Raw genomic sequence first — 26,065 nt, 5'->3', positions numbered from 1 at the left:
TCACGGTGTGGCCGGGCGGCCCAGGGCCGCCTGGACGATCCGGATCGCCTCCGCTGGGTCTATGCCGCTCCGGGCGATGATCGTCGCGTAGTCGCGGGCGGCGCGGTGGGCCTGTTCGAGGGCCTGGTCGCCGGCGGCTGTGACGAACGATCCGGCCCGCCCACGGGTCTCGATCAGCCCGGCCTCCTCCAGCTCCCGGTACGCCCGACCGACGGTGTTCACGGCCAGGCCGAGGTCGGCGGCGAGCCGGCGGACCGTCGGCAGCCGGGTGCCGACGGCCAGCGACCGGTCCTGGATCTGCCGGGCGAGCTGGGCCCGCAGCTGCTCGTACGGCGGCGTCGGCGAGGCGGCGTCGATGACGATCATCGGACGATCATGGCCTGCCGTGCGGTCGCCCCGACAGCCATGGTCCGGGTCTGGACCAGACCGAACGCGACGACACCGGCCACGACGAGTCCGATAGCGACTGCGTTCCACCAGCCCAGCGACTCCCCGTACAGGAAGATGGCCGGCAGCATCCAGACCAGGCTGGGGGTGACGAGGGCGCGCGCGTCCTCGACCCGCATGACGACGTCTGCCGTGAGCGACGCCTCGTCCTCGGCGACGGCCGGGCTGGTCAGCACCTGACGCAGCTGCATGACCATGCCGGCTCCGGCACCGGCGAGCCCGATCAACACGACGGCGGCCCCGGCCCGCAGCACCGGGTCGGAAACCGGCAGTACGCTCACCGCGAGCACCAGCGCGCCGGTGTAGGCGGCGACCGTGAAGACGGCGTACGGCCGGCCGAGCACCGCCGGCCAGCCGAACCCGACCGGATGGGCCACCCGCCGGGGCAGTTGCGCGCCGGCTCGCCGGTCGACGCGGCGGACCCATTGACGGAGCAGCCACTGCGCCACCAGCATGCCGGCCACCAGCGCGGTGAGCACCAGCAACGGCAGCCAGGAGTACGCCGTGTCGGTGACCCGGCCCGTCGCGTGGGTGAGTGCCGCGCCGATCAGGAACCCGGCCAGCAGGATGTCGCCGACGAGCTTGGCCCGCCGTCGCACGGCCAGCCGGGTCGCCAGCAGCGGCGTCGGCTCGGCCTCGGTCAGACCGTGCCGGTCCAGCCACTGCCTGGTCTCGCTGTGCTCTGTCTGGCGCATCGCCACCACCTCCATAGTCGCAAGCTTTGTCTCACAACCATGAGTCATAACATGCGACAAAGTCAAGTCAGTCAGGCGATGACCTCGTCCCCGCCCTGCGCTGGAACCCAGAGGAGGGGAGGAAACCCTCGCAGCCCTGAAACACAACCGCTAGTATTACGTAGTACAAGTAATACGTGACATATGGAGGCACGGTGAAGCTGAACAGCAAGGGTCAGGTGACCATCCCTGCGCCGCTGCGCGCCAAACACGGCCTGCATGAAGGCGACGAGATCGAGGTTGTCGAGGAGGGCGGCGCGCTGCGGATCGTGCGGGTCGACGGTGCCCTCTCCAGAGGACAACGGCTTGTGCGGCATCTACGCGGGCAGGGCACCGCACGCGAGACGGAGGGCATGACCACGGACCAGCTCATGGAGTTGCTCCGTGGCGAGTGAACGGCTTCGCGCAGTGCCCCAGAGGCATTCGGACGGGACCGTCACCCTGGTCGACTCCAACGTCCTGCTCGACATCCTCACCGAGGATCCGACGTGGTCACAGTGGTCGGGTTCAGCGCTCGCCGCCTCCCGCGACGCAGGCGTGCTCGTGATCAACCCGATCGTGTACGCCGAGATCTCGGTACGGTTCGACCGCATCGAGGATCTGGACGAGGTCGTCCCGGCATCGGATTTTCTCCGCGAACTACTGCCTTACCCTGCGGGTTTCCTGGCGGGGAAGGCATATGTCAAGTACCGCAGGCAAGGTGGCACCAGGAGCTCGCCGATCGCCGACTTCTACATCGGCGCCCATGCGGCAGTATGCGGCTATCAGCTCCTCACCCGGGACTCCGCCCGGTACCGCAGCTACTTCCCCAGGCTGGCCGTGGTCGCCCCCGACTCGTCGCAGGCATAGCCGAGGTCTGCGGCGCCCAAGCCTTCCCATGGGCCAACCACGATGGCATCATGAAATCGTTACACGTCGATCTTGTGATGCCTGGAGACAGGCGAAGATCGGCGAGTGCCCCGACCCCATGGGAGGATGTATGCGAAGACTGACCACACTGCTGGTGGCGTTCATGATCGCCATGGCCGGCATGTTCGCGACCACCGCCGCCCCAGCCTCGGCGGACTACCCGGACCCGCCGGGCGGCACCCTGCGTAACGTCTACAGCAGCCTGAGCTTCTGTCAGTCGTACGGCAACTACGGGGTCCAGAACGACCTGTGGAGCTCGTACCTCTGCCAGTACCGCGCGTACGGCAACCCGCCCACCGTCTACTACTTCTTCTGGACGTTCGAGTAGCAGGTGGCTCCTGGGGAGGCTCCACCGTAGGGCTACGGTCTGCTTCCAGCAACGCCCTCACCCACGTCAACCGGGCGTGTGAGACGGGGGCCGGCGAGCGGGGTCGAAGACGCGGGCCATCATCAGGGCGGCCCGGCGCCGACTCACGAATCGGCTCACGAGCACGCCGAGCCGGTTGCCACCGCCGTCGACGACGATCGGGCCCGGATCCCGGAGCTCAAGGTGGCGCAGCGCGGTCGCGACGACGTCCTCTGCGGCCCGCAGCTTCCCTGCGGTCAGCACCGCCGCGTCCGGACCCATCCCGGCCGTGAAATCGGTGCCGGTGGCTCCGGGTGCGACAGCGAACACCGTCAGGCCGGTGCCACGCAGCTCCGTCCATAGTGATTCAGTGAAGCTGAGCATGAACGCCTTTGCGGCGCTGTAGACGGCCATCCGGGGAGTCGGGAAGTACGCGGACACGCTGGCAAGGTTGATGATGAAGCCGTTGCCGGCACCCGTCAGCTGCGGCATGAAGGCCGCTGTCAGCGCGACCGGTGCCATCACGTCAACGGCGACCTCGGCGGTCGACTGACTCGGATCCACATCGGCAAACAGGGCGAAAGAGCCGATCGCGGCATTGTTGATCAGGCTTGTCACCTCGACGCCCCGGTCGGCGACCACTCGGCGGATCTCGGACGGCGCAGCGGGACTGGACAGGTCCGTGGGGACGACCTCGATTCGTACATCAGCAGTGCGGCGCAGTTCGTCCGCGATCGACGCCAACCGGTCGGCGCGCCGCGCGACCAGCACGAGGTTCGCGCCGCGCCCGGCCAGCGCCCTGGCGAAGGCGGCACCGATCCCGGAGCTCGCCCCGGTGAGCAGAACGGTCTGTGAGCGGTAGTCGACAGGCATACGACCAGCCAACGTTCTGCCGGCGGCCGTGTCCAAGACCTGTTTCGCACCCCGTCGTGCAACAGGCGCATGACGATCGGGACCCAGGGTCAGCCAACGAGGAGCCGCTCAGCAGAGCGGACGAACTCCGCGACCAACGGGTTGCCGTCCCCGGCGCGGGTGACCACGGCGACCTGGCAGGGCTCGACCTCGTGGATGGCAACGGTGACCAGGTCCGGACGTAGGCTGAACCGCCGGTCATTGGCCGGGACGACGGCGATGGCGCTGCCGTCGGCGATGGCTTCGAGCTTGTCGTCGTAGGTGTCGGCCAGCGTGGGACCGAGCTGGGCGGGACCGCCGTCCGGGCGGGGTTCGAGCCGCCAGAAGCCGGTCCAGTCGGCACCCATGCCGGTGCAGCCGACCAGCGGTTCCGCGGCGATGTCCGCGGCGGTCACCGACTCCTTGCCGGCCAGCCGGTGCGCGGCGGGCACGACCAGGACCCGGGGTTCGTCGTAGAGGACAGCCACGTCGAGGTCGTCGGCCGGAACCGGCAGCGGCGTACGGATGACCAGGGCGTCGGCCTGCCGGCGCAGCAGTGCGTCGGCATCCCGGGTGTCGAGGTGGCGGGTGCGGACGTGGGCGTCGGGAAACCGGTGGCGCAGTTCGCGTACGGCGGGGGTGACGATCAGATCATCGACGTACCCGATGGTGATGGTGCGCTCCGGTGCCGCCGCCCGCGCGGCGAGCACCGCCTGTTCAGCACCGTGCAGTAGCTGCTCGGCGCGGGGCAGGAACGCCGAACCGGCGGCGGTGAGCCGGCTGCCCTGGCTGGTGCGTTCCAGCAGGCGTACGCCGAGAGCATCCTCCAGCCGCTGGATCTGTCGGCTCAGCGACGGCTGCGCGACCCGGAGCTGCTCAGCGGCGCGCGCGAAGTTCAGCTGCTCGGCGACCACGGTGAAGTACCGGACCAGCCGCAGGTCCAGATCCGGAAGCATGCCAACAGCCTAGTCGTCATGCAGTTCCTGCATAGCGACGTGCGCAGCAGATTGGTGGAGCGCTCAGCCCGCTGGTCCGCGACGCCATCGGCCGCTCCGGCGGCGGTGGGATGCGCCGTCGAGGCGATTGCGGGCAATGGTGAACAGCTCGCCGACCTCGGTCGGCAGTCGTCCGGAGGTCTCCCGGTGCAGGTGCCGACGGGCCGCCGTCGGGAGACCGGTGAGCAGGGCGTCGTCCAGCCCGGTGACCAGGCAGAGCCCGGCTAGCCGGGCCTCCAGGTCGGGCAACGGCTCGCCGCGCTGCAGCCGTACGGTCAGCCGGGCCCACGCCCACGCGGCCCGGTTCGGGTCGACCGGCACATGGCGCACGGCGGTGGTCAGCAGACGGCGTACCGTCCGGGGCCGCACCACACCCGCCGCGACCAGCCGCCGAGCGCGTCCACCGGCACGTGCCGCGCCACCGGCCAGAGCCGGCCGTCGCGCACCCGCAGTGCCCCGGCGTCGACCAGGTCCACCAGCAGCGCGGCGGCCAGACCGAACCCGACCGCCCGGTCCGGCAGCCGCGGCCGACCGGTCACCGCGTCCTGCGCCAGCAGGAAGAACTCGTCGGCCAGCAACGGTCTCCGCAGGTGCACCGCCGGCAACGGCAGCGTCGCAGCTGCGACGGCGGCGGCCCCGACTCCAGCCCTGGCCGTGGCCCCGGCGCGGTCAACCATCGTGGCTCCCTTCGCGGTCATTGGCCGACGGCCTACGCCGGCATCCGGGCCTGGAACTGCCGCGACTGCCAGTCCCGCAGCGCCTGCTTTATCCGTACGTTCTCGTCGCGGGTCATCGCCAGCTCGGCCCGCACCGTGGCCAGCTCGTCGGCGACCAGGTGCAGGAAGGCGCGTACCTCGGCCGGGTCGAGACCGCGCCGGGTGCGCTCCAGGAACTGACGGTCGCGGACCAGCCCGGGGCTGATCGACGGCCGGACCGCAGCGCGGTAGTGGCGGGCACCGGCGTTGCGGGTGTGCGGCCGGGACTGCCGCCGGGTACGCCGGGGGAACAGGACGAGGTGGAGAAGCCTGCGCACGGTGGAACCGCCTTTCGCATTTCGACTGAATCGCTGTCAGGGTGTTTCTGATCAGGAGCGAGATTCGGGGGTACGGCCGTCGCGCTCGAGGACGCCGGGCCGCCGCAAGGCGTGTTTGAACACCGACAGCAGCATCATCTAGCCGGCGCGGGGGCCGCTGACGAAGGTGCCCATCACCGCGATCATGGTCACGTGCGGAATGTCGTGACCGTGCCGCAGATGAGATACCCGGATCGCCACCGGGCCGTTGCCGAATGCCCAGTCTTCGGCGCGCAGCCGCAACACGTCGCCGACCTTGATCAACGGTTCACCGGACAATTTCGCACCACCCTCCGCCGCTGCCGCTCCGGCCGTCGTCGCTGCTCTCCGGTGGGTGCGGGAACTCCGGCGGCGACAGGCCGGCGACGGTGAGCACGGTCCGGATCCGCCGGGCCTGTGGCACGTCGCGCCGGTCGAGGATCGCCAGGGCCATGGTGAACGGTGCGCAGAACGCCACCGATCCGCACGTCGGGCATTCGCCGATCCGCCTCGGTAGATGCTTCTCGGCGGTCTCCCTTGCGTGCCGCAACACCGGGTCGTCGTCCGGGTCCGCCCCGGCGGCCACCACCTTATTGATCATCGAATCCCTCCCGATTTTTCTGCTGTCAGCAGATCCACCCTGGACCCGCAGCGCCAGCAGTGGAAGGATTCCCACCAACAGAACCCGGAGGCTTATTCAGCAGGGCCCCGATAGCCCACAGTGGACCCCCCGATAAACGAGACGGCCCGCCCTCCCATAGGATGGAGTTACCACACAACAACCAAAGAAAAGCGGACCGCCGAACATGTATCATACCACCGGCTTCACGACCGATCAGATCCGCGACCTCTGCGTGCTGGTCCGCACCGAATGCCGGAACCTGGGCATGGAACCGTGGCCACCGATCCTCGGCCTCTACCGCGCCCTCGTGGTCACGTTGACCTACATGCGGCGCAACCGCGTCCAAGCGGAGATCGCCGAGGCGCACGGTGTCTCCCAGTCGACGATCTCCCGGGCGGTCACCGGCATCACCCCGGTCCTCGACCGCGTGCTGGCGGGGTTCGCGCCGACCGCCGACGAGCTCGACCCGACCGTCCAGTACATCGTCGACGGCACTCTGTTCCCCTGCTGGTCATGGCGCACGGACCGCTGTCTGTACTCTGGCAAGCACAAGACCACGGGCATGAGCGTCCAGGTCGCCTGCACCCTCGACGGCGCGCTCGCCTGGGTCTCCGATCCTGTCACCGGCAACCACCACGACTCGTACGCGATCAACGACACCGGTGTTCTCGCCAGCCTGAACCCTGGAGACTGGATCGGCGACAAAGGATACGTCGGCAACGGCATGATCACTCCGTACAAGAAGCCCAAGGGCGGCGAGCTCACAGAGTGGCAGAAGGAATACAACAGGCAGGTCAACAAGATCCGCTGGGTCGTCGAACAGGTCATCGCGAACCTGAAGACCTGGAGAATCCTGCACACCGACTACCGCAGACCGCTCGCGACCTTCACAGAAACGATCTCCTGTGCCATCGGGCTGCATTTCTACAGGATCGCCTGTGAATAGACCTCCCGTTCCGAAACTTCGATCTTGAATCGGGAAGGACCGGTAATTCGTGAGCAGCAACGGGGTTCCTCGCACTCTCAAGTTCCTCCGTACGCTCAACGGAGGCATGACCCAGGAGCAGTTGGCGCAGCGGCTGAGCGTCTCCACCTCGCTTATCGCCAAGTTCGAGACGGCCCGGCAGATCCCCCTGCCGGACACCGCCGAGCAGATCGACGATGTCTTCGGCAGCGGCACCCTGGTGCAGGAGACCGCCGAGGACGCCCGCAACGCCGTCCCGCCGGACTGGTTCCAGCCGTGGCCGGAGTACGAGGCCCAGGCCGAGATGCTGCGCGGGTACGAGTCGACCTACGTCCCCGGGCTGTTGCAGACCGAGGCGTACGCCCGCGCGGTGCTCGCCGTTGGCATGCTTGCGCCGGAGGTGGCCGAGCAGCGGCTGGCCCATCGGCTCGCCCGCCAGGTGACCGTCTTCGACCGCCGGACGCCGCCGGTCACCTCGTTCATCGTCGACGAGGCGGCGCTGCGCCGGGGCGACCCGGTGATGATGAAGGAGCAGTTGCTGCACCTGGTGGAGATGTCGCGGCGCGACCGGGTGCTGCTGCACGTGGTGCCGCTCGACGCCGGACTCTACGCCGGCCAGCTGGGCAACTTCGCGCTGGCCACACTGCCGGACGGGGCGACGGTGGCCTATGCGGAGAACCCGGTGGACGGCCGCACCTACGAGGAGCCGGCGAAGGTCGGCATCTTCGTCAACGCATGGGAGGCGATACGCTCAGTGGCACTGCCCCGGGACGCGTCCCGGGACCTGATCGCGAGAATGGCAGAGGAGCTATGACCGAGCCAGCGTGGCGCACCGCCAGCCGCAGCAACAGCAACGGCGGCAACTGTGTCGAGGTCGCCGACAACTTGCCGGGCCGGGTGCTGGTCCGCGACAGCAAAAACCGCACCGGCGGCACCCTCACCTTTACCCCCACCGCCTGGTCCACCTTCATCACCCAGGCCACCGCCACCCACCACCACTGACCACCCGACACAACGCTGCGGCCCCGTCCTGCGCACCTACGCCGGGTCAATGGCAGGTCCGCAGCGACGGGACATTTCCCTCCCGGCTGGTCACCCGGGCCAGTCGCCTGATCGCGAGGATCGGCAGGCAGCTATGACCCAGCCAGCGTGGCGCACCGCCAGCCGCAGCAACAGCAACGGCGGCGAATGCGTCGAAGTCGCCGACAACCTGCCCGGCCAGGTACTGGTCCGCGACAGCAAGAACCGCACCAGCGGCACCCTCACCTTCACCCCCACCGCTTGGTCCACCTTCATCACCCAGGTCAGCACCGCCGGCCATTGACCACCCCGACACCGGCCTGCTTGGAGGAGGACGCGTAGCCGGCGCGCATCGGCGCCGACCTATCCGCCGGATGCATCCGCTACTCGACGTGCAGGGCGTCGGCCCTCAGCACGTCCGAGCGGCCGCACTCGCCGCCGAGATTCCGTACAACCCCGACGGGCGGCCGGCCGAGCCTCCTGGCACGCATCAGCTGTTTCCGGATCGGGCGGGCACCAGCGCGCGCTCATGCCGAGAAGCGCGCACCTCGGTCCGTCGACTCTCGGTCCGCCGTCGAGTGGAGGGCTCAGGCACGTTACTCGCCCGAATAACGTGTCTGAGCCCTCCACTCGAAGCAATGTCGCCGATCGCGGCGTCCGAATCTGAACCTGCCGCCACGGGCCGCCCCGGCGGTTGAAGGTGTCGGGGCGGTACAGCGAGATCCGCTCATGCCGCGAAGCCGCATCCTGCGCCACATCTGGCCGCGAGGTGCTCCTGAGCATGAGGTGCTGCTTATGATCGATATCATGCGTGCGTGGCGAGGGTCCTGGTGACGGGTATGTCGGACCGTCGAGCCTCGTCTGCGACGCGGCGCCACGACCGAGCTCGATGGGCGTCGTGACGTGTCCGAGCTGGCCGACACCCTTGAGAAGCTTGTGAGGGCAACGAACTGATCTGCCGCGATTGAGTCGTCGCGATGCGTGCGCCCTCGGTGGGGCATGCAGCAGGTCGAGCGCCGTCCGGTCGGTCGGAGGCGGGCGCTGCGTCGGCGATCAACCTGTCGCTTCGCTCATGCCGCCGATCAGGCGTCACTTTGCGTGTACATGGCCAAAGTGTCGAGTGCGTTCGGCGGTTACCGACGTCAGCACCTCGGCGCGATGACGACGGCACCGATCCAGGGCGCGTGCACGGGGTAGAGTTTCGCGTCGTGGTAGTAGGGCTCGATCAACATGCTGAGGATGGCCGCCGTATTGGCCAGGAAGCGATGCGGCGGCTACGGCTCAGATCCGTCTGTGCGGTCGACCCCGGGCTGACCGACTCGGAACTCGACCGGATCGAGCAAGAATTCGGGTTCCGTTTCGCCGTTGACCATCGAGCCTTTCTGTCCGCAGGACTACCGGTGAACACCCGCCCCGAGCCGCGCGAGCCGGGCGTGATCTACACACACCCGAAGCCGTGGCCGGACTGGCGTAACGGGGACCGTGACAAGCTGCGCAGCCTGCTGTACTGGCCCTGCGAAGGGGTGCTGTTCGACGTCGAGAACAACGGCTTCTGGCACAACAGCTGGGGTTCAAGGCCAAGCGGCACCGCATCGGCATTGGCGACAGCGACGCGCTCGCTGGCGCAGGTTCCGAAGATGGTACCGGTGTATGGGCACCGGTATCTCCCTGGTGAGTCCGGGGCCTTCGGCCACCCGGTGCTTTCGATGTGGCAGACCGACATCATCTACTACGGGTTGCATCTGGCAGACTACGTCGACCGGGAGTTCGGTAACGTTGGCGTAGGCAAAACTCCGTGGGAGCCGAAGGCAAGCGTCGAGTTCTGGCGCGATCTAGTCTGTTGAGCCGTAGGCTTCCCGTCGTCTCGTTCGCCGGGGAATCCCCAAACCAGAGCAGGTGTGCGGCGAGCAAGGCGGCGGCGATTCCGCTGCGGAGGGGCTGTCTCTACCGCCCATGACTGTATGCGCACATCTTCCGCGATCCGAGCATCACGATGCGTCACAACGATCGGTGTGCGCTCATGCCGATGAGCGGATGTTGAACCGCATCAAGTCCTCGTGGCCTCAGAGGTGAGCCAACCGTGCAACGTCGTGGCCAGTTGTACGGGCTGGTCAAGCTGGACCAGGTGACCTGCCCCATCGATCAGCTCGAGTTGAGCGCCCGGGATGAGTTCTGTCAGTAGGTGAGCACGGTCGACAGGTATCCACGTGTCGTTCTTGCCCCACACCACCAGAACGGGCAGGTCCAGACGCGGGTAGAGACCCTGAATCTCGTCCGTATAGGTCTGGTCCGCCTGGGCGATCTGTCGGTAGAACGCGGCTTGCCCGTCGGTGTCCAGCCAGGGAGAAACGAGGTCCTGCATCTGGCTAGGCGTCAGGCCCATGTGACTGGCTCCTGCGATGTAGGCCCGGAGCGCTCCTTCGTGGACGGCCTTTGGCAACGCGCTGAAAGCTTCGGCGTTGTCGCGTACGAGCCGGAAGAAGTCCGACCCCCAGGGAGCCAGCGCCACCACGTCGACGAGCGCCAACGACGCGAACGAACAGCCGTGCAAGAGAAGGGCCCTCAACGCGACGGCGCCGCCGTAGTCGTGAGCTACGACATGTGGGGACGGCAGCTCCCAATGCGAGACGAGGTCAGCCAGTAACTCACCCTGGACGTCCAGAGACACCCGGTGATCTGGAAACTTTGAGGACTGCCCGTAACCGGGCATATCCCACAGGTGAACCGTGAACTGGGCGCTCAGAGCCTCGGCGTAGGGGCCCCACAACTGCGAGGACCACGGCGTCCCATGGCAGAACACGACGTCGGGCCCAGAACCCGTCCGACACCATCGGACCTCACGTCCGCGCCACTCGAACTCTTCCGTCAGATGCACCCGGCCAACATTGCCAGACGATCGCCCTTCCCTGAACATCCGCACATGCCGCGAGCCACGCGTCACGGAAAGCTGACCGGCTCGGACGTACGCCGACTCCCGCGCCGAGCACCACGTCCTGCTCGACCAGGATTTCGACGGCGTACTCGCCGGGTGACACGGTCTGGGCGGACGCTTAGTGGGTGACTTCGCCAGCGGGGAAGCCCTCTGGCGGTTCGGCGGCCACCAGTCGACCGCTGCCCCAGCCGTCGTTCCGGTCGGAAGTGCGGCGGCCGGGATGTCCGGCCCGATCCGATCATGCCCCACCGATCGCCGTCGAGCCCGGCGTGCGTCGGGCTGTCACGCCCCGGCACGTTTGTCGAGTGGAGGGTCCGGGCACGTCATCCCCGATGAATTACGTGCCTGGACCCTCCACTCGACGCGTACCGACAGGCGCGGGAAGAGGCGATGCACACGCTGCCCCGTAGCGCCCGAACAACTCGGCCCCCTTCACCGCCACTGGGCTGCCGGCGTCGAGGCTCAGCAGACAAAGTTGGACGGCGACCAGCTGGACATCGTCCCCACCGGTCAGAGTTTGCGGGCGACCAGCATGCCCAGCGGCGGCCGGTCCGGCGCCGGCGCAGTCTGCTCGACGGTCACCAGGACCTGGAAACCGGCTCCGGTCAGCAACCGCGCCACCTCAGCCGGCCGCTGCCGGTGGAAGCTCAGGTCGATCCGCTTACCCTCGAACTCGTCCCGGTGCCGAACGTGGTCGCCGATCTGGAAGGCCAACATCAGGTAGCCGCCCGGCACCAGCACCCGATGGAACTCGGCGAACGCCTGCGGCCGCCGCTGCCACGGCAGATGGATGATCGAGAAGAAGGCGAGCAACCCGCCGAGCCCACCGTCGGGCAGATCCAGATCGAGCATCGAGCCGACCTCGAACCGCAGCCCCGGGTACGCCCGGCGGGCATGGTCGATCATGCCTGGGGACAGGTCGACACCGAACGCGTCCAGCCCGTGCCCGGCCAAGAGCACGGTGACCCGGCCCGGCCCGCAGCCGACATCGGCGACCGCCGTGTTACCTGTCGAACGCACCAGCTCGGCGAACATGCCCAGCATGGCCCGGTCCAGCGGTGACTCGTCCAGCTCCGACTTCACCGCCTCGGCGTACTCGCCGACGATCGCGTCGTAGGAGTCACGGGTGGTGGTCAGGAAGTCGGCGTCGGACACCCGCAGCACGTTACCCGTTCTCATCCTTCTCCCATGATGGCGTGATCTGATCAGCGGACATGGGCAACACATCGGCGCGCATCCTGGTCGTCGACGACCAGCCGAACATCGTCGACATGCTGGTCACCGTGCTCACCTTCCACGGCTTCGCCGTCGACTCCGCGACCACGGTGGCGCAGGCGGAGCAGCTCGCCGAGTCGGGTCGACCGGACCTCGTCGTACTCGACGTGATGCTGCCCGACGGCGACGGCTTCGACCTGTGCCGGCGGCTACGGCAACGCGGCCACCGGTTCGGCATCGTCTTCCTGACCGCCCGCGACGCCCGCCGCGACCTGGTCTCCGGGCTAACCCTCGGCGGTGACGACTACCTGACCAAGCCGTTCGCGGTGGAGGAACTGCTGGCCCGGGTACGGGCGGTGCTGCGCCGGGTCGGCTCCGGTCCCGCCGGGCGCGACGGTCCCGCCGGCCGGGACGGCCCCGCCGGGCCGGGCGATCCGGCTGGTACGGCCGGCCGGGCCGGCTCCGTGCTGCGCTACGCCGACCTGGAGCTGGACGAGGACACCCTGCTGGTGTCCCGGGCCGGCGCACCGGTGCAGTTGTCGCCGACCGAGTTCAAACTGCTGCGCTACCTGATGCTCAACTCCGGTCGGGTACTGTCCCGCAGTCAGATCCTGGAGGCGGTGTGGCGCTACGACTTCGGTGGTGAGTCGAACGTCGTCGACACCTACATCGGCTACCTGCGCCGCAAACTGGACCCGCTCGGTGAGCCGCTGATCGTCACCCACCGCGGCTTCGGCTACGCGCTGCGTACCGCCGTGCAGGGGTGAGCCGTGCTGCCGCGCAGTCGCACCCGGCGGGCACCGCGCAGTCGCACCCGGCGGGCACCGCGCTGGTCGCTGCGCGGGTCGCTGATCGCCGCCACCGTGGCGCTCACCTGCGCCGCGCTGCTGATCACCGGCGTGGTCAGCGCGGTCGCGATGCGCCAGCAGCTGATGAACCGCACCGACGAACAGCTCACCACCGCCGCCGCGCTGGTCGCCAGCGGCAGCCGGCAGATCGCCCGGGTCGGCGAGCGGGACCTGCGGGACCAGACGGTACGCGCGGTGATCGGCCCCACCGAGTTTCTGGTGGAGTTCCGCACCGGTGACGGCGAGCTGACCCGGTTCGCGTCGACCGCGCCGGTGCCGGCGACCCCGCTGCTGGACGCCGCACCGGCCCCGCCGCCCGGCGGGCGGTCCCCGCTGACCAGCATCACCACGCCGGAAGGGGGGTACCGGGTGGTGACCGTCGACGCCGGCCCCGGCGTGGTGCTGCTGGGGCTGCCGCTGGCCCCGGTCCGGGAGACCGTGGCGCGGCTGCTCGGCATCGAGGTGCTGGTGTCGGTGGCGGTCGCCGTACTGCTGGCGTTTCTGGCCCGGATGCTGATCGTGGCCCGGATGCGGCCGTTGGACGACATCGCGCGGACCGCCGACGCGATCGCCGGTGGGCAGCTGGACCGCCGGGTGCCGATAACCGACGACCCCCGACGGGTACGGCGTACCGAAGCGGGCCGGCTGACCCTGGCGGTCAACGGCATGCTGGACCGGATCCTCGCCGCGTTGGCCGTGCGGGAGCGATCCGAACAGCGGATGCGGTCGTTCGTCGCGGACGCGTCGCATGAGCTGCGCACCCCGCTGACCGTGATCCGCGGCTACACCCAGCTGTTACGCGGCGACATGGTCGACGAGCAGCGCCGGCCGGACGTGCTGCGCCGGCTCGACGAGGAGGCAGCCCGGATGTCCAAGATGGTGTCCGACCTGCTGTTTCTGGCCCGGTTGGACGCCGAGCCGCAGCTGCGGGACGAGCCGGTCGACATCGCCGTGCTGGCTCGCGACGCGGTCGCCGACGCGCTCGCTGTCGAGCCGCAACGGGTGATCGCGTTGGACTCGCCGCCGCATCTGCTCGTCGCCGGTGACCCGGACGCGTTACGGCGGGTGCTGGCGAACCTGCTGGCCAACGTACGGGCGCACACGCCGGTCGAGGCGAACGCCGAGGTGTCGGTGCACGCCGACGCCGGGTTGGTGCGGGTGGCGGTGTCGGACACCGGACCGGGGCTGACGCCGAGGGCCGCCGAGCGAATCTTCGACCGCTTCTACCGGGCGGACGCGGCGGGCGGCGCAGCCGAGGGCAGCGGGCTCGGGCTGGCGATCGTCGCCGGCACGGTACGGGCTCTCGGCGGCGAGGTCGGTGTCGGCACCACTCCCGGCGGCGGGACCACCATCTGGTTCACCGTCCCCACCGGACCGGCGCCCAACGGGAGTGTCGCGGTGACGTCGACGGGCACAACGGGTACGGTCTCCGGCCGTGGCGACGAAACCGGCGAACCAGGCCGCCGCGCGGGCGGCGGCGATTGAGGCCGACGCGGAGAAGTATCCGGACGAGCGGGCCGAACTCCTGCTGGAAGCGGCCGAGGCGTGGCGGGCGGCCGGCCAACTCGACCGGGCACGCAAGCTGCTCGCCGAGCTGATCGCGGCGGGCGGCGTGGACGGCTGCTACGCCCGGTGCGACCTGGTCGGGATCGAGTTCGAGGCTGGGGCGGACAGCGAGGCGTACGAGGAGCTGGCCCGGCTCGCCCGCGACCCCGACCTCAGTGAGGGACAGTGCACTCTCGTCGCCGAGTTGCTGGCCGAACGCGGTGACCTGCCGGCGGCGCTGGTCTGGTACGACCGGGCCGTCGCTCGCCTGACGGCGGACGATCTCGAGGCGCTGCGCGGGCCGAACGGCTGGATGCAGATGTCGTCGGTGCTGGTCCGGGGCCGCCGCGAGGTCCGGCGCCGGCTCGGGTTGCCGGCCGACGCCACCGACGAGATAGCTCCGGCGGCACCGGCGCAGCGGATGGCCGAATCGACCGGACTGCCGACGACCCTGGACGAGGCGCGTGAGCACTTCGAGTCGGGTCGGAAGCCTGACCAGTTGCGGCTGCTGGTGTTTCAGCGCGCCGAGCGGGCCGAGGCCCGCCGCCGGTGGCCCGACGCGTACGTCGACCCTGACGAGGCGTACTTCCCGGCGGCGGAGCGTCGCTGGCGCGGCCTGGCCGAAAGCGGGGTGCCGGCCATCCGCGTGGTGCCAGCCACGGTTGCCGGGTTGTCGGAGTTCGCCGAGCGGATCGGTGAGTCGCCGCTCGACTCGGCGGTGAAGACCCGGTACGCCCAGCTGGTCGCCGACCAGGACACGATTGTCTGGCCACCGGCACGCAACGATCCGTGCTGGTGCGGGTCGGGCACCAAGTACAAGAAGTGCTGCGGCCGAGCAGGCCTGGGCTCGTGACGCCGTAGTCCGACCCGGCCTCGTCGCTGCAGCTACGACTCGACCACCGTACCTACGCCCGAGCCGCTGCCGGAAACGACAGGGACTCAGTTCATAACGGGTTCTCATCGAACTCACGTCCGGCTTGCACCACAGCCGGGTGTGATCGGGGCATGCGCATCTGGAGACCTCGCAACCGGCGGGGATGGCTGCTGCTCACCGCGGCGCTGCTGATCCCCGGGAGTCTGGTCGTCGCGGACCGGATCGCCGCCGGGGTGGTCGGCGGCCGGCTCGCCGACGCCGCCGGCTGTGTCCTCGGGCTGGCCGAGCCGCCGCAGGTCGACGTACACGGCTTCCCGTTCGTGACGCAGGCGTTGGCGGGCCGGTTCGCCGGTCTCACCGTCACCGCCGACGGCGTCGGCCAGAGCGAACTGCCGATCGCCGGGGTCACCGCCGAGGTGTCCGACGTCGAGATCGACGGCGACCTGGCGGCGGCCGGTGCCGGCTCCGCCGGGTCGGGCCCGGTCGAGATCCGGATCGGTCGGCTGTACGCCGCGCTCACGGTCGACCTCACGCGACTGGACGCGCTGGCCGGCAACCGGGCCGACGGCGGGGCCGAGGACCGGTCCGACAGCGAGGCCGCGGACTCCGGCGGCGGCCTGTTCGCCGGGGCCGACGTGCGGATTCGCGGCAGCGACAACGGCCAGCTGATCGTCGACGTGACGGCGACGGTCTTCGGCCAGGCCGTGCCGGTGACCGTGTACGCCGTACCCGTGCTCGACGGCCGGATGTTGCGGATCGAGCCGGTGGAGGTCGAGGTGTTCGGGCTGCGCCGCTCCGCCGACCAGCTGGCCGGTGCCGTCGGCGCCGGTGCCCTCGGCGAACGCCGGATCGAACGGGAACTGCCCGAGCTGCCGGCCGGGCTGGCGTACCAGGGGCTGACCGCGACCGCCGACGGGCTGCGCCTGGAGATCACCGGCGAGTCCGTCGCCGTCGGCGGCGACGAGTTGCGACCCGCCGGGCGGGCGACGCCGTCAGGGACCGACAAGTGCGGGGAGTCAGCGTGAACACGGTGCAGACCGGTGCCGTCCACCTGATCGCCGGCTTCGGCCGGCCGGCCGGCGGGGACACCCAGACGGACACCCAGCGCGACGGGCTGCTACCGGCCGGCGAAGCGGGTCGACCACTCGACGCAGGAGCAGGGCTGCCGTTCAGCACCGGCGGTAACCCACCGTAGTATGCCGGGTGGACCAGATCACGGGGGGTGCGGTGGCTGGGCGGCTGGCAAACCGACTGGGAACGGCCCGCGAGGAGGCGTTCGTCGGCCGTACTGCCGAACTGGACGCCTTCCGGGCCGCACTGGCCGGCACGCACGACGGATGTCCGGTGTGGTTCGTGCACGGCCCCGGCGGTATCGGCAAGTCCATGTTGCTGCGTCGGTTCGCCGCCCTCGCCCGCGACGCCGGCCGGATCGTCGTCCAGGTCGACGGTGCCGGCATCGACCCGTCCCCGGCCGGATTCACCGCAGCCGCCTACGCCGCGCTCAGCGGTGCGCCGGCCGTCCTGCTCGTCGACACGTTCGAACGCTGCCAGGGCCTGGAAGGCTGGCTGCGGGACCGGTTCCTGCCGCGCATCCCGGACGGCGTCGTCGTGGTGGTCGCCGGCCGGCAGGCACCGGACTGCGAGTGGCAGGCCGACCTCGGCTGGTCCGGCGTACTGCGGGTGGAGAGCCTCGGCGGTCTGCCGCCGGACGCGGCCACCGAACTGCTGGACCGGCGCGGCGTACCGCGTGAGCTCTGGGACGCGGTGCTGCGCTTCGCCGGCGGCCATCCGCTCGCGCTCAACCTCTCCGCCGCGGTCGCCGTCGGTGACCGGCGGGCCGCCGCCACCTGGACACCGACCCCGGACGTCGTCGCAACCCTGCTGCACCACCTGGTCGGCGAGGTGCCGTCGGCGCAGCATCGGCTCGCGCTGGAGACCTGCTCACACGCGCTGACCACCACCGAGGACCTGCTGCGTTCGGTGGTCGGTGAGGCGGCGGCGGAGCTGTTCGCCTGGCTGCGCCGGCTACCGTTCGTCCAAAGTGACCGTGATGGGGTCGTCCCGCACGACGTGGTGCGCAGTGTGCTGGACGCGGATCTGCGCTGGCGGGACCCGCACGGCTACCAGGTGATGCACGCCCGGGTGGCGGCCCACCTGCTGCACCGGGCACGGGCCGCCAGCGGCGACGCCGTCCTACCGGCGGTCCGCTCGCTGTACCACATCCTGCAGGACACCGCCGTGATGGCGCCGTTCGCGCTGCGCCACGGCGGCGGCGCGGTCTACCCGGACCAGATGGCACCCGGCGACCACGCCACCCTGCGACGGATCGTGCGGGAATCCGGCGACGGGACCGACGATCTGGTCGGCTTCTGGCTGGACCGCCAACCGGAGGCGTTCGACGTCTACCGGCGCTCGCACGACGGGGCCGTCGCCGGGTTCCAGGTGACGCTGCGGCTGACCGGTCCGGATCCGGACGAGGTCGCCGCCGACCCGGTGGTCGCGGCGGTGTGGCGGCATGCCGCAGCCGCGCAGCCACGGGCCGGCGAACACATCCTGCTCACCCGGTTCAGCTACCCGCTGGCGGCGCGGCGGCGCTCCGCAGTCCGGGATCTGATGCACGTCCGGACCCTGCAGTGGTGGATTCGGTCGCAGCGGCTCGCCTGGTCGTTCCTCACGCTTGCCGACGAGGCGGTCGGAGTGGCCGAGTTCATCGACCACCAGCCGGTCCGGCCCCGGCCGGTGGTGGACGGCCGGGCGTACGACCTGTACGCGCACGACTGGCGGGCGGTCCCGGTGGACGTGTGGGCGGCCCGGGTGACCGCGTGGCCGCTGACCGCTGCGCCGGCCCGGTCCTCGACCGGCGCGAGCACCGCCGTCGCGACCCCGGTCCACACGGTGCTGTCCCGGCCCGACTTCGACGCGGCGGTCCGGTCGGCGCTGCGGCGGCTGCACGACGGGTCGGCACTGCGGGCCAACCCGTTGACCCGCAGCCGGCTGGTGGTCGACCCCGGGGGTGGCTCCGCCGCCGATCAGTCGAGCGTCCGGGACCCGGTGGACACGCTGCGGACGCTGCTGACCGACGCGGCGGAGTCGCTGCGGCATGACCCCCGCGACGCCAAGCTGTACCGGGTGCTGTCCGCCACCTACCTCGCCGGGCCGACCACCCAGGAGGCGGCGGCGGACCGGCTCGGCCTACCGACCAGCACGTACAAGCGGCATCTGCGGGCCGCCATCGACCGGGTCTGTGAGCTGTTGTGGCGCCGGGAGTCGTGACCCGACCGTCGCTCAACTTGAGTCAGCCGTGCAGTTCGCGGTGCCACAGGGCATCGCTGATCCGGTCCAACGCCCGGGTCAGATGCCGCCGGTAGGTGCTGAACGGCAGGCCGAGCCGGTCCGCCGCCGCCTCCTGCGTCGGGGTGCCGTGCACGAACGTGGTGACCAGCACCCGGTGTGACCGGGTGTCGTCGCGCAGGCCGTCGAGCGCGGCACCGAGTACGCCGCGCAGCGCGTCGACCGGGTCGCCGTCCGGGCGGTCGGCGACCAGCCGGGTACGGACCAGCGGGTTGGCGGCGAGCGCGTCGGGGCGGCGCCAGGCCCGCATCGCGGACCGGACCGCCGCGTCGAACTCGGGGCGGGACAACACCAGCAGGTCGGCGCCGGGCCGGGCGGTACGCGGCTGCAGCCCGTACAACAGTTGCCGCTGGTTGTGGTCGAGCCAGTGCATCAGCGGCGTGACCCGCCAGTCGTGGAAGAACAGATGATACGGGCGTCCGCCGACCTGCGGCACCGTCTCGACGGGATGGTCGTCGAAGTACGCCAGGTGCGGCCCCCAGAACTCAGCGTCGTGCAGTACCAGGTAGTGCAGGGCCAGCCCTTTGTCATGCAGGTAGTGGGCCAGCATCCGCATCTGGATCATGTCGGTCACCGGCGACGGTCGCTGGTAGGACGGGGGATGCACCATGAATCGAGCCAGACCGATGTGTTCGCCGCCGCGCAGTGGGGCGCTGGCCCGGCAGTGCCGCCAGGCGGTGTCGACGACCGGATCGGCTTCCAGCTCGGCCGGCTGCGGGTCGTCCAGGTCCAGCCAGATCATGAAGCCCACCACCTCGCCGGTGCCGGAGCTGCGGTAGACGTGGCAGCCCTCGGGCTGGCGGTCCAGCCAGAAGCCGACCAGCGCGGCGGACTCCGGGCCTTCGGCCTCGCCAGCGAGGTCCAGCACCGTCGGCCGGTCCGCCGGCTGGTACGGATCCTCGTAGACCTCGCCCTCGCCGGCAAAGGTGAAGTAGCGGCGGATCTCCTGCGCGTGCCGTTGCAGGTACATCATTGCGCCGACCGCCGGCAGCACCGCCGGCCCGGTGGCGGCCAACGCCTGCTCGAGCAGGTAGGCGTGCAACCGCCGGTGCATCGTCTCGTAGCCCTGCGGGTCACGCCAACGCAGGTCGTCGTTGAGCGCGTCGCGGACCACGTCGTGCGGGCGCAGGCCGCGGGTGTCGGACTCGATGAACGGCAACTCACGCAGCCAGGCGAAGATCGGCCCGGGGTCGCGGTCCAGGGCCGCCCGCAGCAGTCCTTCGGTGGTCGTCTGGGCGTGCGCGCAAATCTCCAGCGCCTGCCGGTGCAGCGGCGACGGCGTCTCCCCGATAAGCTGGGTGAGCAGGGTCTCCACCACGTTCAGGCTGGGCCGCCAGGCGGCGGTGGCGGCGTCGTGGGTGACCGCGACCTCGGCTGCGAGCCGCAGCGCCAGCGGGTGACCGCCGGCGAACGACAACACCGACGGATGCAGATCCGGCGGTACGCCCCGGCGGTTGAGCAGCGCGACCGCATGCTCCCGGGACAGGTTGCCCATCGGGATCACTTTCAGCAGGTCACGCCAGGCCGGATCGGCCCGCCACTGCGGCCCGGGGCCGCCCCGGCCGGCCAGCACCACCAGGACGGACTCCGGCAGTCGGGGCAGAAACCGGTCCCGCAGCCAGTCCTCCAGCCCTTGGCAGTGCTCGAAGGAGTCAACCAGCAGCACCGCCGTGTCGTCGGCCAGCGCGTCGCCGGCGGCGAGCTCGAAGCGGGCCGGTGACGGACTGACCGCCCGGCCGTCCACATGCACCACGCGTCGCCCGGCGGCGGCCGCCTCGTCACTGAAGTACCGCAGCAGGGTGGACTTGCCGATGCCGCCCGGCCCGTGCAGGTAGAGCACTCCGAGCGGCTCGGGGGCGCGCTCCAACGCCTGCCGCAGCAGAGCGAGCTCGGCGGCCCGGCCGACGAAGTGGTGCTCCCGGGTCTGCCGCAGCCGTCGGTCCAGACTGGTGGTCGCTTGCCCACATCCGGCCATCACAAATCGATATCTTAGTGAAGCCGGTACGCCAGCGGCCTCCCCGGCCCGGCAGCCGGGATGGGACCACCAGTCGTCCCGGGGCGGGATCGGCAGGTCAGCGTGACTGCAGGGTGTCCAGTGCGACGGCCATGGCGATCACCAGGCGGCGGTCCAGTTGCGGGTGGTGGATGTCGACCTGGTAGTTGTCCCGCAGGCTCCACTTGCGTACCACGGAGAAGGCCGGTTGGCCGTCGATGGTGAAGTCGAAGTGGTACGGCAGCCAGGGGGGCAGGTCGCCGATCCGGCGCAGCACGGCGACCACCATGTTGCGCTCCGCGCCGGTCGCCATGCCGAGGCCGGGCTGCTCCAGGTGCCAGGTGGAGCGCAGCAGCGACCGGGTGAAGTCCTTGCGGAACAGTCCGATCGGGTGGCCGGCGGCGTCCGTCACGTCGTAGGTCGCCCCGAGGTCGATCACCTGCCGGGCCTTGAAGCCGAGTACGGGCTGCTGACGCTGGTCGTCGGCGTAGAAAGTGACCTGTTCACGGAAGGCCAGCCGCTTCTGCTGGGCGAAGGCGAGCAGCGGCCCGGGTGCGCCGTCCGGGCCGACGGCGCGGACCTCGTACTGATTGACGACTGGCCGGATGCGTTGCCGTACGTGCATCTGTCGCAGCGTCTGCAGTTGCTGCTGGTCCATTGGTCGGTGGCTCTCTTCCGTCGGGGGTGTGCGGCCGTGCGCCGCCGGCACGGTGGGCGGCCGTGCGCCACCGGATCGAGAGTTTGCCATGGATATCCGGTACGACACTCACCGGCATCACCGACCACATATCCTTCAGTAGCCTCCACGCTACGTTCCGTCAGCCCCTGCGGCAGGCCGACAACAAAGGATTTGGACGTATGTGGCCTATTCGGCAAAAGGCTTCCGCTGCCACCCAACCATCCAACTCTCCCGATGACCGCGAGGCGCTGCCCGAACTCGCCGACGCGGACTGGATGCACCACGCCCGCGGGTTCGCCGAGACCAGCTTCTGGACGGTCGCCCGCCGGCTGCCCGGAATCCTCGCCGAGGCGGTCAAATTGGCCTGGTCGGTGAGCCCACGCGACACGGTCGCCGCGATCGGGCTGAACGTCGTGGCCGGGGTGATGACCACCTTCGGGCTGCTGGCCACCAGCAGCGTACTGCGGGAACTGTTCGCCTCCGGGCCGACGCCGGACCGGATCCGCGCGGCCGCTCCAGCGCTCGCCGTCGCCGCGCTCGCCGTAGCGGCCCGGGGCGGGCTGACCATCGCCGCCGGCTGGGCCCAGGCCCGGCTGATGCCACAGGTCACCTACCGGGCCGAGCTACGGCTGTTCGAGGCCACCACGTCGGTGGAGCTGGCCGCCTTCGACGACGCCGGCTTCGCCGAGGAGATGGACCGGGCCCGCGACCGGGGCACCGTCGAAGCGGCGTCCATTGTCGATGACGCGGTGAACCTCACCACCGGGGTCGTCGGGGTGGCCGCCACCGCCGCAGCGGTCACCGTCATCGAGCCGCTGCTGCTGCCGTGTCTGCTGCTGGCGGCGGTACCGGCCGCCGTCACCGCCATTCGGATCGCCCGCCGCGAGTACCTCGCGTTGCTGGCCCGGATCACCCGCCGGCGACGGATGTGGATGTTGGCCCACCTGATGGCCAACCGGCACACCGCTGCGGAAATCCGCACCTACCAGATGCGGGACTTCCTGCTCGGCGAGTACCACCGCACGATGACCACCGAGACCCGGGCCCAGCTGCGACTGGTCCGGGCACAGACCGGCACCCGGGTCGTCGGCGGCGCGTTCAGCGGCACCGCCACCTTCGTCGTCTACGCCGTACTCGGCGGTCTGCTCCTGGTCGGCATGATCCCGCTGGCCGCCGCCGCCACCGCGATGATCGCGCTCCAGGCCGCCCGGGCCAACCTCAACACCGCCATCCACGCCACCAATTCGCTGTACGAGGACGCCCTGTACTACCGCGACTACCGCGACTTCCTGGCCCGCGCCGACCGGCAGGTGCCGCCGGCCGGCGGCCGGCGGATCGGCGGGTACGACGAGATCGAGCTGGACGGCGTCAGCCTGAGCTACCCGGACACCGACCGGCCGGCGGTCGACGGAGTCAGCCTGACCCTGCGTCGGGGTGAGGTGATCGCGCTGGTCGGCGAGAACGGCTCTGGAAAGTCGTCGCTGGCCAAGCTGATCGCCGGGCTGTACCGGCCGAGCAGCGGCACCATCCGCTGGGACGGCGTCGACATCGACGAGATCGACCCGCAGCGGCTCGCCGGCCAGGTCGCGGTGGTGAGCCAGGACTGGTGGCGGTTCCCGTTCACCGCCGGGCAGAACATCACTATCGGCCGACCGGACCTCGACCGGTCAGGGTACGGTCAGCCGGACCAGCACCGGGCGGAGCGCGACCGGGTACGGCCGTCCATGGTGGATGCGGCGACCGCCGCCACCGCCCACGACATGATCGAGAGCCTGCCCCGGGGGTATCGGACTCTGCTCGACCGCAACTTCCGGGAGGGTCACGACCTCTCCGGTGGCCAGTGGCAGCGGCTGGTCGCCGCCCGTGGCATCTACCGCGACGCGCCGCTGCTGATCTGCGACGAACCGTCCGCCGCGCTGGACGCCCGCGCCGAACACGCCTTGTTTCAGCAGCTCAAACGCCGACCCGACCGGACTGTCGTGCTGATCACCCACCGGCTGGCGAACGTCCGTCAGGCCGACCGGATCTACGTGCTGCGGTCGGGTCGGCTGGTCGAGGCCGGTACGCACGACGAACTGCTCGCCGCCGACGGGCTGTACCGGGAACTGTTCGAACTGCAGGCGAGCGGGTACGCCGACACGCCGGTCGGATAATCAATCGGTGACCGCCACCACCGGACCCACCGCCCCGGCCACGCCGCCAGCCATGCCCTCTGCCGCCACCTCGGCCGCGCCGCCGACCCGGGCTCCGGCAGCGGTGCTGGAGGCGGTCCTGGAACGGATCACCTACGCCAACGAGGAGACCGGCTACACCATCGCGCGGGTCGCCACCGAGCGGTCCGGCACCGACCTGCTGACCGTGGTCGGCTCGCTGCTCGGCGTACAGCCCGGGGAGAGCGTCCGGCTGGTCGGCCGGTGGGGGTCGCACCCGAAGTACGGCCGACAGTTCGAGGTCCACTCGTACACCACGGTGCTGCCGGCCACCGTGCAGGGCATCGAACGCTACCTCGGCTCCGGCCTAATCAAGGGAATCGGGCCGAAGATGGCCGGCCGGATCGTCGCCCACTTCGGCGCCGACACGCTACGGGTCGTCGAGGAAGAGGCTGGCCGGCTGGTCGAAGTCCCCGGTCTCGGGCCGAAACGGACCTCGCTGATCGCCAAGGCGTGGATCGAGCAACAGGCGATCAAGGAAGTGATGATTTTCCTGCAGGGGGTCGGGGTCACCACCTCACTCGCCGTACGGATCTACAAGAAGTACGGCGACGGGTCGATCTCGATCGTCCGCAACGAGCCGTACCGGCTGGCCGCCGACGTCTGGGGCATCGGGTTCAAGACCGCCGACACCATCGCCCAGGCGGTCGGCATCCCGCACGACAGCCCGGAACGGATCAAGGCCGGCATCCAGTACACCCTCTCCGAGGCCGCCGACAACGGCCACTGCTACCTGCCGGAGCCCAACCTGTGTACGGACGCCGCCGGCATCCTCGGCGTCGCCGTCGAACTGGTCCGCGACGCGCTCACCGCGCTGGTCGCCGAGGAAGGCGTGGTACGCGAGGCGGTGCCGAACCCGACCAGCGAGGGCGGCACCATCCCGGCCGTCTACCTGGTGCCGTTCCACCGCGCCGAATGCTCACTGGCCGGCAGCCTGCTGCGGCTGCTGCAGCACCGCGCCGACCGGTTGTCGGCGTTCGCCGACGTCGACTGGGGCCGGGCGCTGGCCTGGCTGCGCGCCGGCACCGGCGCCGACCTCGCCCCCGAACAGGAGCAGGCAGTACGCCTGGCGCTGACCTCGAAGGTCGCGGTGCTCACCGGCGGCCCCGGCTGCGGCAAGTCGTTCACCGTCAAGTCGATCATCACGCTGGCCGCTGCCAAAGGCGCCAAGATCGTGCTCGCCGCGCCGACCGGCCGAGCGGCGAAACGGATGACCGAGCTCACCGGCCACCCGGCCGCCACCGTGCACCGGCTGCTGCAGCTGCGGCCCGGCGGCGATCCGACGTACGACCGGGACAACCCGATCGACGCGGACCTGATCGTCGTCGACGAGGCCTCGATGCTCGACCTGATCCTGGCCAACAAGCTGGTCAAGGCGGTGGCGCCCGGTGCCCACCTGCTGCTGGTCGGCGACGTCGACCAGTTGCCGTCGGTCGGTGCCGGCGAGGTGCTGCGCGACGTGCTCGCCGCCCCGGCCGTACCGCAGGTACGGCTGACCCGGATCTTCCGGCAGGCCCAGGAGTCCGGGGTGGTGGTCAACGCGCACCGGATCAACGCCGGCGAGCAGCCGCGCACCGACGGCATGGCCGACTTCTTCCTGTTCGCCGCCGACGACCCGGAGGCGGTCGCCGGCCTGGTGGTGGACATCGTCGCCCGGCGGATCCCGCGCAAGTTCCGGGTGCCGGCCCGCGACATCCAGGTGCTCGCGCCGATGCACCGAGGGCCGGCCGGCGCCGGCAACCTCAACACCGCCCTGCAGGAGGCGCTCGCCCCGCCGCGCGACGACCGGCCGGAGCGGCGGCACGGCGCCCGGGTGTTCCGGATCAACGACAAGGTCATCCAGATCCGCAACAACTACGACAAGGGCACCGCCGGAGTCTTCAACGGCACCATCGGGGTGGTCACCGCGGTCAGCACCGAGGAGCGCAAGCTGACCGTGCGCACCGACGAGGACGAGGACATCGAATACGAGTTCGACGAACTGGACGAGCTGCAGCACGCGTACGCGATCACCGTGCACCGTTCACAGGGCAGCGAGTATCCGGCGGTGGTCATCCCGGTGACGATGAGCTCGTACACGCTGCTGCAGCGCAACCTGCTCTACACGGCGGTGACCCGGGCGAAGAAGCTCGTCGTGCTGGTCGGCTCCCGCAAGGCGATCGCAATCGCGGTCCGGACCGCCGGGGCCGGCCGCCGGCACACCGCACTCACCCACCGCCTGGCACCCGACGACTGACCCATGATGATCAATATCATGTACGGGTTGGGTCAATGCGCACCTGCCGGCCAGGATGAGGATCTTGGTGTCGAGCAGGCCGTGTATCTCAGCCCGCTACGAACGCGCCAGCCTCATCGTCATCTCGAACAAGCCCTTGGGCCGCTGGGCGCTGGTCAAACTTCGACCGTCGCCAGAGCCAATTTCACATGTCGTCGACACGG

General features: G+C 70.2%; 29 protein-coding genes. 16 read left to right on the top strand and 13 right to left on the bottom strand.

Going from position 1 to position 26,065, the window contains the following annotated elements; genetic code table 11:
* Window positions 1-366, bottom strand: coding sequence for a GntR family transcriptional regulator (locus O7621_RS06905; protein ID WP_278173272.1), 366 nt, complete (start codon window positions 364-366; stop codon window positions 1-3).
* Window positions 363-1,142, bottom strand: a complete 780-nt coding sequence (locus tag O7621_RS06900) for a hypothetical protein (protein WP_282233254.1) — start codon at window positions 1,140-1,142, stop codon at window positions 363-365. Before O7621_RS06900 ends, O7621_RS06905 begins: the two co-directional genes overlap by 4 nt.
* Before the next feature lie 194 nt (window positions 1,143-1,336).
* Here O7621_RS06900 and O7621_RS06895 point away from each other — a divergent pair, with 194 nt between their 5' ends.
* The 3 genes from O7621_RS06895 to O7621_RS06885 all read left to right on the top strand — a co-directional run bounded on the left by O7621_RS06895 (window position 1,337) and on the right by O7621_RS06885 (window position 2,418).
* The gene (locus O7621_RS06895; protein ID WP_282233253.1) at window positions 1,337-1,576 is read left to right on the top strand and encodes an AbrB/MazE/SpoVT family DNA-binding domain-containing protein; all 240 of its coding nucleotides are present in this window, start codon (window positions 1,337-1,339) and stop codon (window positions 1,574-1,576) included.
* 13 nt (window positions 1,577-1,589) lie between these two features.
* The gene (locus tag O7621_RS06890) at window positions 1,590-2,030 is read left to right on the top strand and encodes a type II toxin-antitoxin system VapC family toxin (RefSeq protein WP_282233252.1); all 441 of its coding nucleotides are present in this window, start codon (window positions 1,590-1,592) and stop codon (window positions 2,028-2,030) included.
* 130 nt (window positions 2,031-2,160) lie between these two features.
* A complete protein-coding gene (locus O7621_RS06885) occupies window positions 2,161-2,418 on the top strand; it encodes a hypothetical protein (protein ID WP_282233251.1) in 258 nt (85 codons plus the stop codon).
* A 66-nt stretch (window positions 2,419-2,484) separates the two neighbouring features.
* Here O7621_RS06885 and O7621_RS06880 read toward each other — a convergent pair whose 3' ends face one another.
* The 7 genes from O7621_RS06880 to O7621_RS06850 form a co-directional block, all read right to left on the bottom strand.
* Window positions 2,485-3,309, bottom strand: coding sequence for an SDR family NAD(P)-dependent oxidoreductase (locus O7621_RS06880; RefSeq protein WP_282233250.1), 825 nt, complete (start codon window positions 3,307-3,309; stop codon window positions 2,485-2,487).
* A gap of 89 nt (window positions 3,310-3,398) precedes the next feature.
* Window positions 3,399-4,283 carry a LysR family transcriptional regulator gene (locus O7621_RS06875; RefSeq protein WP_282233249.1) on the bottom strand — a complete coding sequence of 295 codons (885 nt, stop codon included), beginning with the start codon at window positions 4,281-4,283 and terminating at the stop codon, window positions 3,399-3,401.
* Window positions 4,284-4,346: 63 nt separating this feature from the next.
* On the bottom strand, window positions 4,347-4,691 hold the full coding sequence (locus tag O7621_RS06870; RefSeq protein ID WP_282233248.1) for a hypothetical protein: 345 nt from the start codon (window positions 4,689-4,691) through the stop codon (window positions 4,347-4,349).
* Complete coding sequence (locus tag O7621_RS06865; RefSeq protein ID WP_282233247.1) at window positions 4,661-4,999, bottom strand: GPP34 family phosphoprotein; 339 nt, start codon at window positions 4,997-4,999, stop codon at window positions 4,661-4,663. The genes O7621_RS06870 and O7621_RS06865 overlap by 31 nt, the downstream gene beginning before the upstream one ends.
* A gap of 32 nt (window positions 5,000-5,031) precedes the next feature.
* The gene (locus O7621_RS06860) at window positions 5,032-5,331 is read right to left on the bottom strand and encodes a DivIVA domain-containing protein (protein WP_282234477.1); all 300 of its coding nucleotides are present in this window, start codon (window positions 5,329-5,331) and stop codon (window positions 5,032-5,034) included.
* Window positions 5,332-5,493: 162 nt separating this feature from the next.
* Window positions 5,494-5,673 (bottom strand): hypothetical protein, encoded by a 180-nt coding sequence (locus O7621_RS06855; RefSeq protein WP_282233246.1) that lies wholly within the window; start codon window positions 5,671-5,673, stop codon window positions 5,494-5,496.
* On the bottom strand, window positions 5,663-5,974 hold the full coding sequence (locus O7621_RS06850; protein WP_282233245.1) for a hypothetical protein: 312 nt from the start codon (window positions 5,972-5,974) through the stop codon (window positions 5,663-5,665). Before O7621_RS06850 ends, O7621_RS06855 begins: the two co-directional genes overlap by 11 nt.
* Window positions 5,975-6,179: 205 nt before the next feature.
* Between O7621_RS06850 and O7621_RS06845 the strand changes: the two genes are divergently transcribed.
* The 5 genes from O7621_RS06845 (at window position 6,180) to O7621_RS06825 (ending at window position 9,823) form a co-directional block, all read left to right on the top strand.
* Window positions 6,180-6,941, top strand: a complete 762-nt coding sequence (locus tag O7621_RS06845) for a transposase family protein (RefSeq protein WP_282230741.1) — start codon at window positions 6,180-6,182, stop codon at window positions 6,939-6,941.
* A 49-nt stretch (window positions 6,942-6,990) separates the two neighbouring features.
* Window positions 6,991-7,773 carry a helix-turn-helix transcriptional regulator gene (locus tag O7621_RS06840; protein ID WP_282233244.1) on the top strand — a complete coding sequence of 261 codons (783 nt, stop codon included), beginning with the start codon at window positions 6,991-6,993 and terminating at the stop codon, window positions 7,771-7,773.
* Complete coding sequence (locus O7621_RS06835) at window positions 7,770-7,961, top strand: DUF397 domain-containing protein (protein ID WP_282233243.1); 192 nt, start codon at window positions 7,770-7,772, stop codon at window positions 7,959-7,961. Before O7621_RS06840 ends, O7621_RS06835 begins: the two co-directional genes overlap by 4 nt.
* Before the next feature lie 133 nt (window positions 7,962-8,094).
* The gene (locus tag O7621_RS06830; protein ID WP_282233242.1) at window positions 8,095-8,283 is read left to right on the top strand and encodes a DUF397 domain-containing protein; all 189 of its coding nucleotides are present in this window, start codon (window positions 8,095-8,097) and stop codon (window positions 8,281-8,283) included.
* A gap of 961 nt (window positions 8,284-9,244) precedes the next feature.
* Complete coding sequence (locus O7621_RS06825) at window positions 9,245-9,823, top strand: hypothetical protein (RefSeq protein ID WP_282234476.1); 579 nt, start codon at window positions 9,245-9,247, stop codon at window positions 9,821-9,823.
* A 203-nt stretch (window positions 9,824-10,026) separates the two neighbouring features.
* On the opposite strand, the gene O7621_RS06820 is transcribed toward O7621_RS06825, so the two are convergent.
* The gene (locus O7621_RS06820; protein WP_282233241.1) at window positions 10,027-10,854 is read right to left on the bottom strand and encodes an alpha/beta hydrolase; all 828 of its coding nucleotides are present in this window, start codon (window positions 10,852-10,854) and stop codon (window positions 10,027-10,029) included.
* A 567-nt stretch (window positions 10,855-11,421) separates the two neighbouring features.
* Window positions 11,422-12,090 (bottom strand): class I SAM-dependent methyltransferase, encoded by a 669-nt coding sequence (locus O7621_RS06815; protein ID WP_282233240.1) that lies wholly within the window; start codon window positions 12,088-12,090, stop codon window positions 11,422-11,424.
* A gap of 35 nt (window positions 12,091-12,125) precedes the next feature.
* On the opposite strand from O7621_RS06815, the gene O7621_RS06810 reads away from it, so the two are divergent.
* From O7621_RS06810 to O7621_RS06785, 6 genes are all read left to right on the top strand, one after another.
* Complete coding sequence (locus O7621_RS06810) at window positions 12,126-12,893, top strand: response regulator transcription factor (protein ID WP_281552135.1); 768 nt, start codon at window positions 12,126-12,128, stop codon at window positions 12,891-12,893.
* A gap of 3 nt (window positions 12,894-12,896) precedes the next feature.
* On the top strand, window positions 12,897-14,459 hold the full coding sequence (locus O7621_RS06805; protein WP_282233239.1) for a HAMP domain-containing sensor histidine kinase: 1,563 nt from the start codon (window positions 12,897-12,899) through the stop codon (window positions 14,457-14,459).
* The gene (locus O7621_RS06800) at window positions 14,410-15,372 is read left to right on the top strand and encodes an SEC-C domain-containing protein (protein ID WP_282233238.1); all 963 of its coding nucleotides are present in this window, start codon (window positions 14,410-14,412) and stop codon (window positions 15,370-15,372) included. Before O7621_RS06805 ends, O7621_RS06800 begins: the two co-directional genes overlap by 50 nt.
* A 152-nt stretch (window positions 15,373-15,524) precedes the next feature.
* Window positions 15,525-16,418 carry a DUF2993 domain-containing protein gene (locus tag O7621_RS06795; protein ID WP_282233237.1) on the top strand — a complete coding sequence of 298 codons (894 nt, stop codon included), beginning with the start codon at window positions 15,525-15,527 and terminating at the stop codon, window positions 16,416-16,418.
* Entirely contained in the window at window positions 16,415-16,588 is a 174-nt protein-coding gene (locus tag O7621_RS06790) for a hypothetical protein (protein WP_282233236.1), read from the top strand. The genes O7621_RS06795 and O7621_RS06790 overlap by 4 nt, the downstream gene beginning before the upstream one ends.
* Window positions 16,589-16,596: 8 nt before the next feature.
* Entirely contained in the window at window positions 16,597-18,666 is a 2,070-nt protein-coding gene (locus O7621_RS06785; protein ID WP_282233235.1) for an AAA family ATPase, read from the top strand.
* A gap of 22 nt (window positions 18,667-18,688) precedes the next feature.
* Here O7621_RS06785 and O7621_RS06780 read toward each other — a convergent pair whose 3' ends face one another.
* Together O7621_RS06780 and O7621_RS06775 are read right to left on the bottom strand one after the other, a co-directional pair.
* A complete protein-coding gene (locus tag O7621_RS06780; protein WP_282233234.1) occupies window positions 18,689-20,719 on the bottom strand; it encodes an AAA family ATPase in 2,031 nt (676 codons plus the stop codon).
* Window positions 20,720-20,816: 97 nt separating this feature from the next.
* Window positions 20,817-21,395, bottom strand: a complete 579-nt coding sequence (locus tag O7621_RS06775; protein WP_282233233.1) for a hypothetical protein — start codon at window positions 21,393-21,395, stop codon at window positions 20,817-20,819.
* A 200-nt stretch (window positions 21,396-21,595) separates the two neighbouring features.
* Here O7621_RS06775 and O7621_RS06770 point away from each other — a divergent pair, with 200 nt between their 5' ends.
* Both O7621_RS06770 and O7621_RS06765 read left to right on the top strand, forming a co-directional pair.
* A complete protein-coding gene (locus tag O7621_RS06770; RefSeq protein WP_282233232.1) occupies window positions 21,596-23,569 on the top strand; it encodes an ABC transporter ATP-binding protein in 1,974 nt (657 codons plus the stop codon).
* 52 nt (window positions 23,570-23,621) lie between these two features.
* Window positions 23,622-25,862 (top strand): ATP-dependent RecD-like DNA helicase, encoded by a 2,241-nt coding sequence (locus O7621_RS06765; protein WP_282234475.1) that lies wholly within the window; start codon window positions 23,622-23,624, stop codon window positions 25,860-25,862.
* Window positions 25,863-26,065: the final 203 nt, after the last annotated feature.

This window comes from Solwaraspora sp. WMMD937 (assembly GCF_029581175.1).
In the GTDB taxonomy this organism is placed as follows: domain Bacteria; phylum Actinomycetota; class Actinomycetes; order Mycobacteriales; family Micromonosporaceae; genus Micromonospora_E.
The sequence above is the reverse complement of the archived record's forward strand: the minus strand, read 5'-3'. Positions and strand labels throughout refer to the sequence as shown.

Bases quoted from the DNA above. Each gene is read 5' to 3' on its own strand.
- O7621_RS06905 (WP_278173272.1), bottom strand. From the start codon at position 366: ATGATCGTCATCGACGCCGCCTCGCCGACGCCGCCGTACGAGCAGCTG.
- O7621_RS06900 (WP_282233254.1), bottom strand. From the start codon at position 1,142: ATGCGCCAGACAGAGCACAGCGAGACCAGGCAGTGGCTGGACCGGCAC.
- O7621_RS06885 (WP_282233251.1), top strand. From the start codon at position 2,161: ATGCGAAGACTGACCACACTGCTGGTGGCGTTCATGATCGCCATGGCC.
- O7621_RS06880 (WP_282233250.1), bottom strand. From the start codon at position 3,309: ATGCCTGTCGACTACCGCTCACAGACCGTTCTGCTCACCGGGGCGAGC.
- O7621_RS06875 (WP_282233249.1), bottom strand. From the start codon at position 4,283: ATGCTTCCGGATCTGGACCTGCGGCTGGTCCGGTACTTCACCGTGGTC.
- O7621_RS06865 (WP_282233247.1), bottom strand. From the start codon at position 4,999: ATGGTTGACCGCGCCGGGGCCACGGCCAGGGCTGGAGTCGGGGCCGCC.
- O7621_RS06850 (WP_282233245.1), bottom strand. From the start codon at position 5,974: ATGATCAATAAGGTGGTGGCCGCCGGGGCGGACCCGGACGACGACCCG.
- O7621_RS06845 (WP_282230741.1), top strand. From the start codon at position 6,180: ATGTATCATACCACCGGCTTCACGACCGATCAGATCCGCGACCTCTGC.
- O7621_RS06835 (WP_282233243.1), top strand. From the start codon at position 7,770: ATGACCGAGCCAGCGTGGCGCACCGCCAGCCGCAGCAACAGCAACGGC.
- O7621_RS06830 (WP_282233242.1), top strand. From the start codon at position 8,095: ATGACCCAGCCAGCGTGGCGCACCGCCAGCCGCAGCAACAGCAACGGC.
- O7621_RS06825 (WP_282234476.1), top strand. From the start codon at position 9,245: ATGCGGCGGCTACGGCTCAGATCCGTCTGTGCGGTCGACCCCGGGCTG.
- O7621_RS06815 (WP_282233240.1), bottom strand. From the start codon at position 12,090: ATGAGAACGGGTAACGTGCTGCGGGTGTCCGACGCCGACTTCCTGACC.
- O7621_RS06810 (WP_281552135.1), top strand. From the start codon at position 12,126: ATGGGCAACACATCGGCGCGCATCCTGGTCGTCGACGACCAGCCGAAC.
- O7621_RS06795 (WP_282233237.1), top strand. From the start codon at position 15,525: ATGCGCATCTGGAGACCTCGCAACCGGCGGGGATGGCTGCTGCTCACC.
- O7621_RS06780 (WP_282233234.1), bottom strand. From the start codon at position 20,719: ATGGCCGGATGTGGGCAAGCGACCACCAGTCTGGACCGACGGCTGCGG.
- O7621_RS06775 (WP_282233233.1), bottom strand. From the start codon at position 21,395: ATGGACCAGCAGCAACTGCAGACGCTGCGACAGATGCACGTACGGCAA.
- O7621_RS06770 (WP_282233232.1), top strand. From the start codon at position 21,596: ATGTGGCCTATTCGGCAAAAGGCTTCCGCTGCCACCCAACCATCCAAC.
- O7621_RS06765 (WP_282234475.1), top strand. From the start codon at position 23,622: ATGCCCTCTGCCGCCACCTCGGCCGCGCCGCCGACCCGGGCTCCGGCA.